Origin of the sequence: Janthinobacterium sp. HH106, assembly GCF_001758725.1 — a bacterium.
Classification (GTDB): domain Bacteria; phylum Pseudomonadota; class Gammaproteobacteria; order Burkholderiales; family Burkholderiaceae_D; genus Janthinobacterium.
Genome location: NZ_LRIC01000031.1, coordinates 43,580 through 61,579, shown reverse-complemented (window position 1 = coordinate 61,579; position 18,000 = coordinate 43,580). Strand labels below are relative to the sequence as shown.

At 61.9% G+C, this 18,000-nt stretch carries 13 protein-coding genes; all 13 read left to right on the top strand.

What is annotated here, in order from left to right; genetic code table 11:
* Positions 1-6 precede the first annotated feature (6 nt).
* Positions 7-705, top strand: coding sequence for a hypothetical protein (locus JAB8_RS14645; protein ID WP_070290331.1), 699 nt, complete (start codon positions 7-9; stop codon positions 703-705).
* A 30-nt stretch (positions 706-735) separates the two neighbouring features.
* Positions 736-1,224 (top strand): YbjN domain-containing protein, encoded by a 489-nt coding sequence (locus JAB8_RS14640; protein ID WP_227742071.1) that lies wholly within the window; start codon positions 736-738, stop codon positions 1,222-1,224.
* Between the two features lie 209 nt (positions 1,225-1,433).
* Entirely contained in the window at positions 1,434-4,538 is a 3,105-nt protein-coding gene (locus JAB8_RS14635; protein WP_070290329.1) for a DEAD/DEAH box helicase, read from the top strand.
* Between the two features lie 49 nt (positions 4,539-4,587).
* Positions 4,588-5,715 (top strand): PAS domain-containing sensor histidine kinase, encoded by a 1,128-nt coding sequence (locus JAB8_RS14630; RefSeq protein WP_070290327.1) that lies wholly within the window; start codon positions 4,588-4,590, stop codon positions 5,713-5,715.
* A gap of 136 nt (positions 5,716-5,851) precedes the next feature.
* Positions 5,852-6,532, top strand: a complete 681-nt coding sequence (locus tag JAB8_RS14625) for a response regulator transcription factor (protein ID WP_034753797.1) — start codon at positions 5,852-5,854, stop codon at positions 6,530-6,532.
* 300 nt (positions 6,533-6,832) lie between these two features.
* Complete coding sequence (locus JAB8_RS14620; RefSeq protein WP_070290325.1) at positions 6,833-7,540, top strand: transposase; 708 nt, start codon at positions 6,833-6,835, stop codon at positions 7,538-7,540.
* Between the two features lie 194 nt (positions 7,541-7,734).
* Entirely contained in the window at positions 7,735-12,435 is a 4,701-nt protein-coding gene (locus tag JAB8_RS14615; protein ID WP_070290323.1) for a glutamate synthase-related protein, read from the top strand.
* Positions 12,436-12,514: 79 nt separating this feature from the next.
* A complete protein-coding gene (locus tag JAB8_RS14610; RefSeq protein ID WP_070290321.1) occupies positions 12,515-13,978 on the top strand; it encodes a glutamate synthase subunit beta in 1,464 nt (487 codons plus the stop codon).
* Between the two features lie 258 nt (positions 13,979-14,236).
* A complete protein-coding gene (locus JAB8_RS14605) occupies positions 14,237-15,046 on the top strand; it encodes an ABC transporter ATP-binding protein (RefSeq protein ID WP_070290376.1) in 810 nt (269 codons plus the stop codon).
* Positions 15,043-15,825 carry a lipid asymmetry maintenance ABC transporter permease subunit MlaE gene (gene mlaE / locus JAB8_RS14600; protein ID WP_070219663.1) on the top strand — a complete coding sequence of 261 codons (783 nt, stop codon included), beginning with the start codon at positions 15,043-15,045 and terminating at the stop codon, positions 15,823-15,825. The genes JAB8_RS14605 and mlaE overlap by 4 nt, the downstream gene beginning before the upstream one ends.
* An 80-nt stretch (positions 15,826-15,905) precedes the next feature.
* Positions 15,906-16,376 carry an outer membrane lipid asymmetry maintenance protein MlaD gene (gene mlaD / locus JAB8_RS14595; RefSeq protein ID WP_070219660.1) on the top strand — a complete coding sequence of 157 codons (471 nt, stop codon included), beginning with the start codon at positions 15,906-15,908 and terminating at the stop codon, positions 16,374-16,376.
* Positions 16,373-17,254 (top strand): VacJ family lipoprotein, encoded by an 882-nt coding sequence (locus JAB8_RS14590; RefSeq protein WP_070290319.1) that lies wholly within the window; start codon positions 16,373-16,375, stop codon positions 17,252-17,254. The genes mlaD and JAB8_RS14590 overlap by 4 nt, the downstream gene beginning before the upstream one ends.
* Before the next feature lie 72 nt (positions 17,255-17,326).
* The gene (locus JAB8_RS14585; protein WP_070219656.1) at positions 17,327-17,962 is read left to right on the top strand and encodes an ABC transporter substrate-binding protein; all 636 of its coding nucleotides are present in this window, start codon (positions 17,327-17,329) and stop codon (positions 17,960-17,962) included.
* Positions 17,963-18,000 lie beyond the last annotated feature (38 nt).

Sequence of the window (18,000 nt, the reverse complement as noted above, 5' to 3'; positions counted from 1 at the left end):
GGAGCCATGATGTTGATATCCAACAAAATGCGCCTGCCTTTATTGCTGTTGAGCTTGCTGGCCGCCGGCACCGCCCAAGCGCAAAAAGGGCAAAGCATGGAAGAGCGTTTGCGTGCCGAGTTGCGCAATGTCACGGCGCAGCTGCAGCAGACGCGCGGCGAACTGGAAGCGCTGAAAGCCAAGGGCGCGCCGGCCGCCAAGGCGACGCTCGCCGCCGCCGCGGCGCCTGCCAGCGATGGCGTGAAAAAGGAGCTGGCGCGCAGCCAGTCGCAGCTGGCGCAGGAACGCGCGCAGCGGGAAAAACTGGCCGCCGAGCAGCAGCGCAGCGCCGCCGCCGCACAGGAGGCAACCGCGAATTTGGCGCAGTACCGCCAGGCCGGCGAACGGCTGGCCGTCACGGGCAAGCAGATCGAAGCGGAGCGGGCGCGCCTGGACGGCGAAGTGGCGGTGCAGCGCAGTGCCCTGGCGCGCTGCGAAAGCAAGAATGCCCAGCTGTATGCGGCAGGGAAAGAGATCCTGCAAGCGTATGAAAGCCTGGACGTGCTGGACGTCATGAAAGCGCGCCAGCCGTTCGCCGCGCAAAGCCGGGTGAAACTCGAGCAAATCGCGCAGCAGTACGGCGACCAGCTGTACCAGGGCCGCTTTGATGCGCGTCAAACCGAAGCGGCAGCAACGCCGGCCGCGCCCGCGCCGGCACCCCAATAATTTTTACTTTTTGAAATGAATGGAATGACGATGGAAAACACGACTAGCTTGCTGACCACCCTGAATGCGGAACAAACGGCCGAGGCCATCAAGGCGGCCGGCTGCGCCGTCACCAGCATCGAACACGACGGTGTCGTGCGCCTGCACAGCGCCAGCCATGGCATCGGTTTCCAGGTGCTGTGGGGTAATGAAGCCGCGCCTGGCCAGTACGCGGACCTGACCCTGAGCTGCCCGCTGCGCGTGCAGGGCGGCGACTTGCCGGCCGGCTTGCTGGCCGAATGGCACCGCAGCAAGCGTTTTGCCCGCGTGGCCCAGCATGGCGATTTCGTCGTGCTGGAGATGGATGTGCTGGTCGCCGGCGGCGTCAGCAAGGAGTACCTGAATATCAATCTGCAACTGTGGACGCAGATGATGGGCCAGTTCTTCTTGTTTTTGCGCAACTTTACGCCGGCCGATACGAGCACGGCACCGGTAGTCGAGGCCGCCAGCGTGGCCGAAGAAGAAACTGTGCCGGCCTGATAAGCCCTCCACAGGCGGCGAAAAAAGGCCTATGACGGGCCTTTTTTGCCGTCAGCGGACCCCAAGTGTCGTATTAAATACTTATTTTTTAGGCATCGCGCATTAAAACTGCTCAAAGAGCGTGTGTGAATCAAGCCAGCAACGCCTGTATGGCGGATAATATTGCCTGTTGCCGATTTGGATACGACCTTTACACAAAAATGCGCCCCATGGATTTTACCCGCGACGAAACCAGTGAAACCCCAGTTGCCCCGGCCAGCGCGCCGGGAGCGCCTTTGCCGTATGCCGTCGCCACCTGGCTGCAGCGGGTGGAGGCTGCCGCCCATCCGAAGGCCGTGCTGACGATTGCCGAGCCCGATCCCAAACTCAACCAGCACCGCCTGATCTACGTGCTGGCGCCCACCAGCGGCGGCCGCCACGTGGCCCTGTGCCTGTACAAGGCGCGGCTGCGGCCGAACGGCGATGTGGCGGCGGCGTCCCCCATCAGCGAAATCTTTTCCCTGCTGTCGGCGCCGCCCACGTTTTTGACGCCGGCCGACGAAGACCTCGTGCGTTTCTTCGTGGCCATGCGCAGCGGGCAGAATTCGCAGACGGGCAGCGCCACGGAGCCGAAGGGCAAGGTGGGTGCGGCCCTGCTGAAAATGCTGGCAGAGCAGGATAAATTGTTGTGGGCCAATTCCTGGGCCGACGTCGGCAATGGTCTCGTGTATCCATTGAAGGAAGGTCCCGTGCGTCCCGCCCGCCTGTTCTGGCGCGACGAAGGCAAGACCATGCGCCTGGGCTGGCAAGTGGACCCGCCGGAAGGCGCGAAGCACCATGGCGCCGACCAGATCGACTACATGCTGCCCACCGATCCGCCGTGGTACATCGACAATCTGTCGTGCGGCGTGCTGGAACTGAACCAGGGCGGCTCCGACATTTCCCTGGCCGACCTGCAGGCGCTGGTGGCGCAGGCGCCGCCCCTGAATGCGAACGACAAGGTGCGCGTGTCGCAACTGCTGCTGGCGCAAGGCTTGCAGCATCTGATGCCGCTGCCGCAACCGTTGCCGCAGCGCTTGCGCAAGGACGTGCCGGCACAACCGGTGTTGCTGCTGGACAGCGCCATGCTGGCCGATGGCAGCCTGCAGCGCTGGAGCGACTTCGCCGTGCTGTCCTACGACTACGATGGCGAAAGAGTCTCGTTCGACCCGTCGCAGCGCGTGGTGCGGCAAGTGGGCGAGGTGACGGAAATTATCCAGAGAAATACGGTCGATGAAGCACGCGCGCTGGCCACCCTGGCCGAGCTGCAATTCAAGAAGCCGGGCTCCGCTCCCTTGAGCGGCTTGAAGGGCGCCTTGCTGCTGCCTTCCCAGGCGGAATGGCTGCGTTTTGCCGAGTCCGGCATCGACGCCTTGCTGGCGCAGGGCTGGATCGTGGAAAAGACGGCCAAGTACCGCTACGACGTGAGCGACGTGGGCGACTGGTACGCGGAAATCGATGACCAGGATCCGGACAGCGGCAACGCCTGGTTCGAGCTGGAACTGGGCATCGTCGTCAACCACGAGCGCGTGCCGCTGCTGCCCGTGCTGGTGCAGCTGATCCGCAACGCGCCCAACGATTTCAATCCGAAAGTCATCGAAGCACATGCGGACGATGACCAGATGCTGGCAACCTTGCCGGACGGCACGCGCGTCGCCCTGCCGTGGGGCCGCGTGCGTCCGATTTTGAACACGCTGGGCGAGCTGTATTTCAGCGACAAGATCAAGCGTGCCGTGCGCATGTCGACGCTCGATGCGGCGCGCCTGGAAGAGCTGGCGCGGGGCCTGGACATGCAGTGGACGGGCGGCGAACAGCTGCGCGCCATGGGCCGCAAGCTGAGCCAGTTCGGTTCCGTGCAAAAAGTGGCGGCGCCCGCCGGCCTGCAGGCAACCTTGCGCGACTACCAGGCCGACGGCCTGGCGTGGATGCAATTCCTGCGCGACCATGACCTGGCGGGCATCCTCGCCGATGACATGGGCTTAGGTAAAACGGTGCAAACGCTGGCGCATATCCTCGTGGAAAAGGAAGCGGGCCGCCTTACGCATCCGGCCTTGGTCATCGCACCGACGAGTCTGATGGGCAACTGGCAGGACGAGGCGGCCAAGTTCGCGCCCAGCCTGAAGGTGTTGCTGCTGCAAGGCAAGGACCGCGCCCAGCAATTCGACCAGATCGACCAGTGCGACCTGGTGCTGACCACGTACGCGCTGTTGCCGCGCGACGAGGAAACCTTGCGCGAGCACGATTTCCACCTGGTTATCCTCGACGAATCGCATTACATCAAGAATACGCGCAGCAAGGCGGCGCAAAGCGCGGGCCTGCTGCGCGCGCGCCACCGCCTGTGCTTGTCCGGCACGCCGCTGGAAAATCATTTGGGCGAACTGTGGTCGCAATTCCACTTCCTGCTGCCGGGCTTGCTGGGCGACGAAAAGACCTTCAATACGCAGTTCCGCCACCCGATCGAGCGCCAGGACGATCCGCTGCGCCGCATGCTGCTGAACCGCCGCATCAAGCCCTTCCTGCTGCGCCGCACGAAGGACAATGTGGCCAAAGAGCTCCCGCCGAAGACGGAAATGGTGCGCAAGGTGGAATTGACGGGGCCGCAGCGCGACCTGTATGAAACCGTGCGTCTTGCGATGGATCAAAAGGTCCGTGAAGAAATCGACAAGAAGGGCGTGGCGCGCAGCCAGATCGTCATTCTCGAAGCGCTGCTGAAACTGCGCCAGGTCTGCTGCGACCCGCGTCTGGTGAAATCCTTGCCGGCGAAGAAGCAGTCGGCCGGTTCGGCCAAGCTGCTCGACCTGATGCAGATGGTGGAAGACTTGCTCGACGAAGGGCGCAAGATCCTCGTTTTCTCGCAATTTACCAGCATGCTGGAATTGATCGAGGAAGAGCTGGAATCGCGCGATATCCCCTACGCGCTGCTGACGGGCGAAACGAAGGACCGGGGCGCGCAGGTGGCCGCCTTCCAGCAGGGCGCCGTACCGATCTTCCTGATCAGCCTGAAGGCGGGCGGCGTGGGCTTGAACCTGACGGCGGCCGACACGGTCATCCACTACGATCCGTGGTGGAATCCGGCGGCGGAAAACCAGGCCACGGACCGCGCCTGGCGCATCGGCCAGGATAAGCCTGTGTTCGTCTACAAATTGATTGCGAAGGGCACCCTGGAAGAAAAAATCCAGCTGCTGCAGCAAAAGAAATCGGAGCTGGCGCAATCGATCCTGGCCGAAGGCGAATCGCAGAAGATGGCCCTCACGCAGGAAGACTTGCAGCAGATTTTCGCCCCGCTGGAAGATTAAGGGCAGCGCACGCTTATACTTGGCAATTCTTTCTTGCCAGGTATAACGCATGCTGCCTATTTTCCTCCTGCTGCTTGCCGGCGCCGTCCTCATGGCGCTGCGCTTCGTCCAGTTGCGCCGCGCCCTGCTGCGCGCGCGCGCCGGCGAAGCGACGTTCCGCCTGCTGGCCGAACATGGGCGCGACGCGGCCTTCCTGCTCGACGCCACCACCCTCGAATTACGCTACATCAGCCCCGCGGCGCAACGCCTGACCGGTTACGACCTGGCAGCCTTGCGCGAACACGCGGCACGCCTGGCGGCGGACGTGCCGGCCCGGCTGCAGCGCTGGCGCGATGGCGACACCAGCCGTTTGACCCTGCTGCGCGAAGTGGAATTGCCGCACGCCGACGGCCGCCTGCTGGCGCTGGAAATCAGCTCGACCATCGTGCCTGTGGCAGCGGGGCGGGGCGTCACCATCGTCGGCACGGTGCGCGACGTCAGCGTCGCCCAGGCGCAGGAAGCCGAGCGGGAAAAGGAGCAGAAGCGTTTCGCCTCGATGCTGTCGCATGAATTCCGCACGCCGCTGGCCACCATCGACGGCGCCATCCAGCGCCTCGTCTCGACATCCCGAGACGCCGACGAGGCCACGCGCAAGCGCTACGTGAAAATCCAGGCGGCCGTCGACCGTTTGTTGGCCATGATCGACGACTATTTGTCGCCCGAACGCATGGCGGCCATCGGCCGCGAACGGGCGGCCGATGGCATCGCGCCGCTGGCCTTGTTGCAGCAGGCGGCCGCCACCGTGCCGGCCAGTCACCGCGTACAGCTGGAACTCGATGAAGACTTGCCGGCCCGGCTGCGCTGCGACGTGCCCGGTATGGCCCTGTGCCTGAAAATCCTGCTCGACAACGCGGTCAAGTTCAGCCCGCCGGGCAGCAGCATCACCGTGTCGGGCAAGCTGGTGCCCGAAGGCGGCGTGGCGCTGTGTGTGCGCGATGCGGGGCCCGGTTTGCGGGAAGAAGAACTGGCGCAGCTGTTCGAAAAAGGTTTCCGTGGAACCGATGCCACGCATGCCGGTGCGGGCCTGGGCCTGTACATGGCGCGCGCCGTGGTGGACGTGCATGGCGGGAGTTTACAGGGGCATAATCTGCCCGAAGGCGGGGCTATTTTCCGCATTTGGCTGCCGCTTCCTGGCTAGACTAGAAAAAAGTTGCTTCCGCTGAAGGCAACCGTGATAATTCCTTGACGTAAACCTATTGTGCCGTCCATCATGGTGCAGAAGTGAATGGCATGGTTTGCCCACGGTAGCTCACTAATGGAAGAATGGCGTTGCAATGACGAAAATACTGATCGTCGAAGACAATCTGGACTACGCCGAAGACATGGCGGAGTTTCTCGTTGAGCTCGAACACGAAGTGCATATCACCAGCTCCGCTGGCGGGATGTGGACGGCGTTGAGCCATGGCAATGTCGGGGTGGTCGTGCTGGACCTGGGCTTGCCCGATGAGGACGGCTTCAACGTCATCCCCCGCATGCGCCAGCTGTATCCGCAGATCGGCGTGCTGGTGCTGACGGGGCGTGTCGCCTTCGACAGCCGCATCCTCGGCTTGCGCCTCGGCGCCGACCACTATCTGACCAAGCCGATCAAATTCCCCGAACTGGCTGCCCACATCGAGGCGCTCGACCGCCGCGTCGGCCCGCAAGATCCCGTTCCCGAGCCGGGCAAGTGGACCTTGAAAGTAAGCGCTCGCCAACTTGAATTGATGGGCGCCGTCATCGCCCTGACGGAAAAGGAATTCAACTTCCTGCACCTGCTGACCATCAATACCCGCCCCGTGCCGCGCGACGTCATCGTGGCCGGCATGGGCGGCGAAGATCCGGATGCGGGCCGCCGCGTCGACATGCTCGTGTACCGCCTGCGCAAGAAAGCCAAGACGGGCCTGGGCCAGGACTTGCCGCTGCGCAGCGCGTATGGCGAGGGCTACAGCCTGTCGGCCAGTTTTAACCTGTCCTGACCGCCAGAGGCGGCCAGTAGCATGAAACGGCGCTTCCTATCTGGCCTGTTGTTGATCGTTGCACTGGCCAGTACCGCTCTCTGGCTGCGCAAGGAGTGGAAAATTGATAGTTGCCTCGATCATGGTGGTCGTTGGGACTACCAACTTGCCGCCTGCGAAGGTGCATAGTCTCCTGCAGGACAATTCAGGGACAGAGTCAATCGCTTTTTCCAGTATTTCAAATAAAACAGGGTCAGAGTCGCGTCCTGCGCTCGCAAGTGTGTAAAATCAAGGCCTTAGCCTTCACTTTTCGATTTTGCCATGGCCCGTTTGCCCCGCCTCATCATTCCCGCACTGCCCCATTACGTGATCCAGCGCGGCAGCAACCGCCAGAGCGTGTTCCAGGACGCGGCGGACTATGCCCAATTTCTGTCCTGGCTGAAAACGGGCGCGAAAATGTTCAAGGTGGCCATCCATGCCTACGTTTTATTGCCAGATCAGCTACATTTATTGGCGACACCAGCCGATGCGACGGGCCTGGGACAGCTGATGCAGTGGCTGGGACGCTATTACGTGCCGTATTTCAACCAGAAATACGGCCGTGAAGGGGCGCTGTGGCAGGGACGCTACAAAACTTCCGTCATCGATCCCGACAATTTCTTCCTTACTTGCTGCCGTTACCTGGAATGCGTGCCCGTGCAAACGAGGTTGGCGGGCCAGGCGCTCGATTACAGCTGGTCCAGCTATGCCCACCACGCCGGTGTGCGGCCCGATCCCGTCATCACCGACCATGCGCTGTACTGGGCGCTGGGCAACACGCCGTTCGACCGCGAGGCGGCGTATCTGCGCCTGTTCGAGCAGGGACTGGGCAGCAGCGAGGTGAAAACCGTGGAACAGGCTGTTTTGAAGGGCTGGCCGCTGGGTTCCGACGCTTTCAAGCAGGCGCTGGAGCAGAAAATGCAGCGGCAAGTGCTGCCCGCCAAGCGCGGCCGTCCCCGCAAAGTCGCGGCCGCAACGGACGCCAATTGAAAAGCATTCGCATTTAAAACAAAAAATGGTTGCTTTCTGACGTTTTATTGAAATGGCTTCGACTGTGTCCCTATTAAATTTTTAGAGCGACGGAATCGAATTTAATTCGACTCCGACCCTAATTGTTCTGGTTGAGTTTTTTGTTGCGTTGCACTACTCTAGTTTTTCGATAGTCATATGCAGCGGAGAAGCCCATGAAAGCGCAAGGCCTGTACGACCCAGCCAATGAACACGATGCCTGCGGCGTCGGTTTCGTCGCCCATATCAAGGGCAACAAGACCCATTCGATCGTCGAACAGGGTTTGCTGATTCTGAAAAACCTCGATCACCGGGGCGCCGTCGGCGCCGATGCGCTGATGGGCGATGGCGCCGGCATCCTGATCCAGATTCCCGACCAGTACTACCGCGAAGAAATGGCCAAGCAGGGCGTGGAATTGCCGCCGCCTGGCGAATACGGCGTGGGCATGGTCTTCCTGCCGAAGGAACACGCGTCGCGCATCGCCTGCGAACAGGAAATCGAACGCGCCGTGCGCATCGAGGGCCAGGTCGTGCTGGGCTGGCGCAACGTGCCCATCGATACGGACATGCCGATGTCGCCCACCGTGCGCGCCAAGGAACCGGTCATCCGCCAGATCTTCATCGGCCGTGGCCCGGACATCATGGTCACCGACGCGCTCGAGCGCAAACTGTATGTGATCCGCAAATCGTCGGGCCACGCCATCCAGGCCTTGAAGCTGTTGCACGGCAAGGAATTCTTCGTGCCGTCGATGTCGGCCCGTACCATCGTCTACAAAGGCTTGCTGCTGGCCGACCAGGTGGGCGTGTACTACAAGGACTTGCAGGATGCGCGCTGCATCTCGGCCCTGGCCCTGGTGCACCAGCGTTTCTCGACGAATACCTTCCCGGAATGGCCGCTGGCCCATCCCTACCGCCTGATCGCCCATAACGGCGAGATCAACACGGTGAAAGGCAACTTCAACTGGATGCGCGCGCGCGAAGGCGTGATGAAGTCGGCCGTGCTGGGCGACGACCTGCAGAAACTGTTCCCGCTGATCTATGAAGGCCAGTCCGACACGGCGTGCTTCGACAATGCGCTGGAATTGCTGCTGATGGCCGGCTACCCGATCGCCCAGGCGATGATGATGATGATTCCGGAAGCGTGGGAAAACCACACGACGATGGACGACAACCGCCGCGCCTTCTATGAATACCACGCGGCCATGATGGAACCGTGGGACGGCCCCGCCGCCATGGCATTCACAGACGGCCGCCACATCGGCGGCACCCTGGACCGCAACGGCTTGCGTCCGGCACGCTACATCGTCACGGACGACGACCTGGTGGTGATGGCGTCGGAATCGGGCGTGCTGCCGATCCCGGAATCGAAAATCATCCAGAAATGGCGCTTGCAGCCCGGTAAAATGTTCCTGATCGACCTGGAAGCGGGCCGCATCATCGACGACCAGGAACTGAAAAACACTTACGCGAACGCCAAGCCGTACAAGGCGTGGATCAACTCGGTGCGCATCAAGCTCGACGAGATCAAGCTGGCCGAAGGTCAAGCCAAGCAAGACCGCGCCCAGGGCGAAAAAGCCCAGCCATCGTTGCTCGACCGCCAGCAGGCGTTCGGCTACACGCAGGAAGACTTGAAATTCCTCATGGCGCCGATGGCACTGGCCGGCGAAGAGGCGACGGGCTCGATGGGCAATGACTCGCCGCTGGCCGTCATGTCGAACAAATTGAAGCCTTTGTATAACTACTTCAAGCAATTGTTCGCGCAAGTGACGAATCCGCCGATCGACCCGATCCGCGAAGCGATGGTGATGTCGCTGGTGTCCTTCATCGGCCCGAAACCGAATTTGCTCGACACCAACAACGTCAACCCGCCGATGCGCCTGGAAGTGGCGCAGCCCGTGCTGGGCTTTGACGACATGGCGCGTCTGCGCAACATCAGCGCCCACACGGGCGGCAAGTTCAAGTCGTACGAGCTGGACATCTGCTACCCGCTGGCCTGGGGCAAGGAAGGCGTGGAAGCGTGCCTGGCCTCGCTGTGCGCGGAAGCCGTCGACGCCGTGAAATCCGGCCACAACATCCTGATCGTCTCGGACCGCGCCATTTGCGCCGACCAGGTGGCGATCCCCGCGCTGCTGGCCACGTCCACCGTACACCAGCACCTGGTGAGCAAGGGTTTACGGGCGTCCACCGGTCTCGTCGTGGAAACGGGCTCGGCCCGCGAAACGCACCACTTCGCCTTGCTGGCCGGCTATGGCGCGGAAGCCGTCCACCCGTATTTGGCCATGGAAACCCTGGCCGAGATGGCGCACGGCTTGCCCGGCGACCTGTCGGGCGACAAAGCCATCTATAACTACACCAAGGCGGTCGGCAAAGGCTTGATGAAGGTCATGTCGAAGATGGGCATTTCGACCTACATGTCGTACTGCGGCGCGCAAATCTTCGAAGCCATCGGCCTGAACAAGTCGCTGGTCGACAAATACTTCAAGGGCACGGCCTCGAACGTGGAAGGCATCGGCGTGTTTGAAGTGGCGGAAGAAGCGCTGCGCCTGCACGCGCTGGCCTTCGGCAACGATCCCGTGCTGGTCGATAAGCTCGACGCGGGCGGCGAGTATGCGTTCCGCGTGCGCGGCGAAGACCACATGTGGACGCCGGACGCGATTGCGAAATTGCAGCACTCCACGCGCAGCAACAATTTCTCCAGCTATAAAGAGTATGCGCAAATCATCAACGACCAGAGCCGTCGTCACCTGACCCTGCGCGGCCTGTTCGAGTTCAAGCTCGACCCGACCAAGGCGATCCCGCTCGACGAAGTGGAACCGGCCAAGGAAATCGTCAAGCGTTTCGCCACGGGCGCCATGTCGCTCGGTTCGATCAGCACGGAAGCGCACGCGACCCTGGCGGTGGCCATGAACCGCATCGGCGGCAAGTCGAACACGGGCGAGGGCGGCGAAGATCCGAACCGCTACACGCAGGAATTGAAGGGCATCCCGATCCGCCAGGGCGACACCATGGCGTCCGTCGTGGGTGCCGAGCAGATCGTCGTCGATATTCCGCTGCAGGAAGGCGATTCCATGCGCTCGCGCATCAAGCAGGTGGCGTCGGGACGTTTCGGCGTCACGGCCGCCTACCTGAACTCGGCCGACCAGATCCAGATCAAGATGGCGCAGGGCGCCAAGCCGGGCGAAGGCGGCCAGTTGCCGGGCCATAAGGTGTCCGAATACATCGCCAGCCTGCGCTTTTCCGTGCCGGGCGTGGGCCTGATTTCGCCGCCGCCGCACCACGACATCTATTCGATCGAAGATCTGGCGCAGCTGATCCATGACTTGAAGAACGCCAACCCGCGCGCCTCGATTTCCGTGAAGCTGGTGTCGGAAGTGGGCATCGGCACGGTCGCTGCCGGCGTCACCAAGGCGAAAGCCGATCACGTGGTCGTCGCCGGCCACGACGGTGGCACGGGCGCCTCGCCTCTGTCGTCCGTGAAACATGCGGGCACGCCGTGGGAGTTGGGTCTCGCAGAGACCCAACAAACGCTGGTCTTGAATGGTTTGCGCAGCCGCATCCGCGTGCAGGCCGACGGCCAGATGAAGACGGGCCGCGACGTGGTCATCGCCGCCCTGTTGGGTGCCGACGAGATCGGTTTCGCCACGGCGCCGCTGGTGGTCGAAGGCTGCATCATGATGCGCAAATGCCACTTGAATACGTGCCCGGTAGGCGTGGCCACGCAAGATCCGGTGCTGCGCGCCAAGTTCTCGGGCAAACCCGAGTATGTCGTCAATTACTTCTTCTTCGTGGCAGAGGAAGCCCGTCAATTGATGGCGCAGCTGGGCATCCGCACGTATGACGAGCTGATCGGCCGTGTCGACTTGCTCGACAAATCGAAGGCGATTTCGCACTGGAAGGCGCAGGGGCTGGACTTTTCGTCCATTTTCTACAAGCCGGAAACCCCGGATGGCCAGGCTTGCCGCCACGTGGAATTCCAGGACCATGCGCTGGAAAAGGCGCTCGACCACAAGCTGATCGCGCAAGCGCGCGCGGCGCTGGAAAAGGGCGAGCGCGTCTCCTTCATCTCGCCCGTGCGCAACTTGAACCGCACGGTGGGCACCATGCTGTCCGGCGAAGTGGCGAAGAAGTACGGCCACGCCGGCTTGCCGGACGACACCATCCACATCCAGTTGCAAGGCACGGCGGGCCAGTCGGCCTGTGCCTTCCTGGCGCACGGCATCACGATCGACCTGGTGGGCGAGGGCAACGATTACGTCGGTAAAGGCTTGTCGGGCGGACGCATCATCGTGCGGCCCAATACCGAGTTCCGCGGCTGGGCCGTGGACAACATCATCATCGGCAACACGGTGCTGTACGGCGCCATCGCCGGCGAAGCCTTCTTCAACGGCGTGGCTGGTGAACGCTTTGCCGTGCGCAACTCGGGCGCCACCACGGTGGTCGAGGGCCTGGGCGACCATGGCTGCGAATACATGACGGGCGGCACGGTGGTGGTCCTGGGCAACACGGGACGCAACTTCGCGGCCGGCATGTCGGGCGGTATCGCCTATGTGTATGACCCGGCGGGCGACTTTGCCAGCAAGTGCAACACGGCCATGGTCAGCCTGGACAAGGTCGTGTCGGCGGCGGAACAGCATGTCGACCGCGACGCCTGGCACACGCAGCACCGCGACGGCGTGCCGGAAGCGGACGAAGTCATCCTCAAGCGCCTGATCGAGCGTCACTTCAAGCACACGGGCAGCACCCGCGCCCGCGTCCTGCTCGACGACTGGGCTGCGGCGCGCGGCAAGTTCGTGAAAGTCTTCCCGAACGAATACAAGCGTGCGCTGATCGAGATGGCAGCGGACGCCGCCATGGAAGTGCAAGCCGTCGCCGCCTGAGCCAGCCAAGCTCATTGCCAAATGAATGACCAGGGAGCGGCCCGGCCGCTCCCCGCCAGCCAAATACAAAGGAAACATCGTGGGTAAAATTACCGGCTTCATGGAATTCAAGCGCCAGGACGAACACTATCTGGAGCCTGCCGCGCGCCTGAAGAACTACAAGGAATTCGTCTTGCACCTGTCGGACGCGCAAGCGACCGTGCAGGGCGCGCGCTGCATGGATTGCGGCATTCCCTTCTGTACCACGGGTTGCCCCGTGAATAACATCATTCCCGACTGGAATGACCTGGTGTACCGCGGCGCCTACCGCGAAGCGCTCGATATCTTGCATTCGACGAATAACTTCCCGGAATTTACGGGCCGCATCTGCCCGGCGCCGTGCGAATCGGCCTGTACCCTGGGCATCCATGAAGATCCGGTCGGCATCAAGTCGATCGAACATAAAATCATCGACATGGGCTGGGAGCACGGCTGGGTCACGCCGCAGCCGGCGAGTTTTAGCACCGGCAAGAAAGTGGCCATCGTCGGCTCCGGTCCTGCCGGCCTGGCGGCGGCGCAGCAGCTGGCGCGCGCCGGCCATGCCGTCACGGTGTTTGAAAAGAGCGACCGGGTCGGCGGCTTGCTGCGTTATGGCATCCCCGACTTCAAGATGGAAAAATCGCACATCGACCTGCGCGTGAAACAGATGGAAGCCGAAGGCGTGGTCTTCCGCACCAGCGTGCTGGTCGGCAAGGATTTCCCTGCGCATGTAAACAACTGGGCCAAGGAAACCATTTTCCCGGAAGACCTGGAAAAAGAATTTGACGCCGTCATCATGGCCGGCGGCGCCGAGCAGCCGCGCGACTTGCCCGTGCCGGGCCGCGAATTGAAAGGCGTGCACTTCGCCATGGATTTCCTGCCGCTGCAAAACAAGGTCAACGCGGGCGACAAGCTCAAGGACCAGATCAAGGCGACGGGCAAGCACGTGGTGGTGATCGGCGGCGGCGACACGGGTTCCGACTGCGTGGGCACCTCGAACCGCCACGGCGCCGCCTCGGTGGCCCAGTTCGAACTGATGCCGCAGCCGCCGGAACAGGAAAACAAGCCGCTGGTCTGGCCGTACTGGCCGACCAAGCTGCGCACCTCGTCCTCGCACGAGGAAGGCTGCGAGCGCGACTGGGCCGTGGCCACCAAGCGTTTCGAAGGCAAGGGCGGCAAGGTGGAAAAGCTGATCGCCTGCAGAGTCGAATGGAAAGACGGCAAGATGAGCGAAGTGCCGAACTCGGAATTCGAGATGAAGGCGGACCTGGTCTTCCTGGCCATGGGTTTTGTTTCACCAGTACAACAAGTGTTGCAAGCGTTCGGCGTCGATACGGATGCGCGCGGCAATGTCAAGGCGACAACGGATGGCGCCGGCTGCTACCAGACCTCGGTGGCCAAGGTGTTTGCGGCCGGCGACATGCGCCGTGGCCAGTCGCTGGTGGTGTGGGCCATCCGCGAAGGGCGCCAGTGCGCGCGCGCCGTCGATGAGTTCCTGATGGGGGCATCCCTGCTGCCACGCTAATTAACGAGCAACTGTTCGTTTTTTGACAGGGCCACGGCGCGGATTGCGGCGTGGCCCTTGTTATTTTAGTTATCAAGTGGACGGCCATGAACGCCGGCGGATGGGGGCGCGATGCGCAGGTCAAATTTCCACTACAATATCTGACTTTCAATTCATTAGTGTTGTATTCTTCCCCTTTACGGGGCTGTCCCAAGGGGTGTCTCAGCAGAGGTTGGCGTTTCTGCACTACAATACGCCATTAAAATAGTGAGCTTCGTCGTGCCAAATCTTGTTGAGATCCGTGATTTACACTTTGCCTATGGAGAACGTTCGATTTTATCGGGCCTTCAAATGGATTTCCCACGTGGAAAAGTTGTGGCCGTCATGGGTGGCTCCGGCAGTGGCAAGACGACCGTACTGCGCCTGATCGGCGGGCAGCTGCGCCCCAGTTCCGGTTCCGTGAATGTGGACGGCCAGATCGTGCATACGCTGGGAACCGACGAGTTGTATCGGCTGCGCCGCAAGATGGGCATGCTGTTCCAGCACGGCGCCCTGTTTACGGACCTGACGGCGTTCGAAAACGTGGCGTTCCCCCTGCGCGAACATACGGACTTGAATGAAGAGCTGATCCGCACCCTGGTGCTGATGAAGCTGCACGCCGTGGGCTTGCGTAATGCGGCGCAATTGAAGCCGGCCGAGATTTCGGGCGGCATGGGCCGCCGCGTCGCGCTGGCGCGCGCCATCGCGCTCGACCCTGAACTGATCATGTACGACGAGCCGTTCGCCGGCCTGGACCCGATTTCCATGGGCGTGACGGCCAATTTGATCCGCAATCTGAACGATGCGCTGGGCTCCACGTCTATCCTGGTATCGCACGATGTGAAGGAGTGTTTCGCCATCGCTGATTACGTCTATTTTCTGTCATCGGGCAAAATTGTGGCGCACGGCACGCCGGCCGAGATGGCCGTGTCGACGCATCCGTACGTCAAGCAATTCGTCAATGCCGAGGCCGATGGCCCCGTGCCGTTCCATTACCCGGGCAAGTCGCTGGCCGACGACCTGGGCCTGCATGCGGGAGCGGGCCGATGATCGCGCGTTTCCTCGCGTCGATCGGAGCATGGTTGCGCAATTCGGTACAAGACCTCGGCTTTGCCGTGCGTTCGTTCTTTATCATCATCGCCTCGTCGGGCGGCCTGTGGCGCCGTCCGCGCCTGGTGATCGAGCAACTGTTTTTTATCGGTAACCGCTCGCTGGTGATTACCGCCGTCTCCGGCCTGTTTGTCGGCATGGTGCTGGGTTTGCAAGGCTATTACACCTTGACCACGTATGGCGCCGAGCAGTCGCTGGGCTTGCTGGTGGCGCTGTCGCTGACGCGCGAACTGGGCCCTGTCGTCACGGCGCTGCTGTTCGCCGGCCGCGCCGGCACCTCGCTGACGGCGGAAATCGGCCTGATGAAGGCGGGCGAGCAACTGTCGGCCATGGAAATGATGGCCGTCAACCCGATCCAGCGCGTGCTGGCGCCCCGTTTCTGGGCCGGCGTGATCGCCATGCCGATCCTGGGCGCCATCTTCACGGCCGTCGGCATCATCGGCAGCTACCTGGTCGGCGTGGTGCTGATCGGCGTCGATGAAGGCTCGTTCTGGTCGCAGATGCAAGGCGGCGTGGATGTCTGGAAAGAAGTGGGCAACGGCACCATCAAGAGCCTGGTGTTCGGCATCGCGGTGACCTTCATCGCGCTGTTCCAGGGTTACCAGGCGCAGCCGACGCCGGAAGACGTGTCCGGCGCCACCACGCGCACGGTGGTCATTTCGTCGTTGATGGTGTGGTGGCTCGATTTCATGATGACGGCGTTGATGTTTAGCAAGTAATTGCCGATAGGCGACAAAATTATCGGCCTGGGCAGTGTTCTGCGCAGGTGGCGGCAAGTAAAAATTATTTAGGATTGTTTATGCAACGTAAATCTTTGGATGTCTGGGTCGGCTTGTTCGTCTTGCTGGGTGTGGCGGCATTGATGTTTTTGGCGCTCAAGGCCGGCAATATGAGCTCGCTGTCTTTCAGCAAGACGTATACCATTACGGCCAAGTTCGACAATATTGGCGGTCTCAAGCCGCAGGCGCCCGTCAAGGGCGCTGGCGTGGTGGTGGGGCGCGTGGCGGAGATCCGCTTTGACGACAAGACGTATCAGGCGCTGGTGAAACTCGACATCGAAGATGGCTACAAATTTCCGAAAGACAGCTCGGCCAAGATTTTGACGGCCGGTTTGCTGGGTGAGCAATATATCGGCCTGGAAGCAGGCGGCGATTTGGCGAACTTGGCAGAGGGCGACAAGATCGCCCGTACTCAATCGGCCACAGTGCTGGAAGACCTGATCAATCAGTTCATCTACAGCAAGGCAGCGGAAGGAAAGGACAGCAAATGAGCGAGTCGACCAAGAAACCCCAAGGCAGCCTGGCGCGTATCAGCCTGGCCCTGGCCATCGCCGCCAGCGTGAGCGCTTGCGCCACCGGCACCAATCCGCGCGACCCGCTGGAAGGGTATAACCGCGCGATGTTCAAGTTTAACGATACCGTCGACCAGGTGGCGCTGAAGCCCGTTGCCACGGCCTACAAGACGGTGACGCCGTCGTTCGTGCAAACGGGCGTGGGCAACTTCTTCGGCAACCTGGCCGATGTGTGGAGTGCCGTGAACAACTTGCTGCAAGGCAAGGGTGAAGCGGGCTTGCAAGACGTCGTGCGCGTCAGCATGAACTCGACCTTCGGCATCCTCGGCCTAATCGACATCGCGTCGCAGGCCGGCATTCCCAAGCATAACGAAGACTTTGGCCAGACCCTGGGCTGGTACGGCGTCCAGTCGGGTCCGTACGTGATGCTGCCGCTGCTGGGTCCATCGACCGTGCGCGACACGGTGGCCTTGCCGCTCGATATCGCGGGCGACCCATGGCGCTACAAGGATCCCGTCAATGTACGCAATATCGGCACGGTGACGCGCGTGGTCGACAAGCGCGCCGCGCTGCTCGACGCGACCAACCTGATGGAAGCGGCCGCGCTGGACCGTTATGAATTCATCCGCGACGGCTTCCTGCAAGCGCGTGAAAGCAAGGTTTTCGACGGCGATACGGACCGCCGCGACCGCAAAGTGCCAAAAAACGACACCAGCGATTACGAGCCGGAGTACGAGGCCAAACCGCAAGCTGCCAATGACGCGCCTGCGGCCACGGCCGCCGCCGAGGTGGCGCCAGCGGACCTCGTAACATCTGGTAGCAATACCGTTGCTTCCGAGGCCAGGCCCCAGGAGTAAACTCCGGTACAGAAACACCACGGCTGCGATCAACGCCAGCCGGTGCATAGCAACACCATGAAAGGTAGAACCATGAAATTGATGAAACAACTGCTGGCGATGGCGACCATCGCCTTTGCCACCGCCGCCCAGGCCGCTCCTGCTGTCGAAGCGCCGGACGTCTTGGTCAAGCGCATCAGCCAGGACGTGATCGACACGGCCAAGAACGACAAGGCCATTCAGGCTGGCGATATCAAGCGCGTCACCGAGTTGGTGGAAAGCAAAATCCTGCCTTACGTGGATTTCCAGCGCATGACGGCCCTGGCCGCCGGCCGCTTCTGGCGCGACGCCACGCCGGACCAGCAAAAGCAGCTGTCGGCGGAATTCCGCACCCTGCTGATCTACACGTACTCGGGCGCCCTGTCGCAGATCAAGAACGAAACCGTGGAATTCAAGCCGCTGCGCGCCGACCCGGCTGACACGGAAGTGGAAGTGCGTTCGCAGGTCAACGTGGCGCGCGGCGAACCCGTGCCCCTGAACTACCGCGTGGCGAAAACCCCGTCCGGCTGGAAGATCTATGACATCAACGTGCTGGGCGCGTGGCTGGTGGAAACGTACAAAAGCAGCTTCGCCAGCGAGATCAGCAAGGGCGGCATCGATGGCCTGATCAAGACCTTGCAGGCAAAAAACAAGGCCCTGGCCAGCCGTCCCGCTGCCAAAGCCAAATAATCGGCTATCATATAGCTCCAGACCCAGCTCCAGATCAG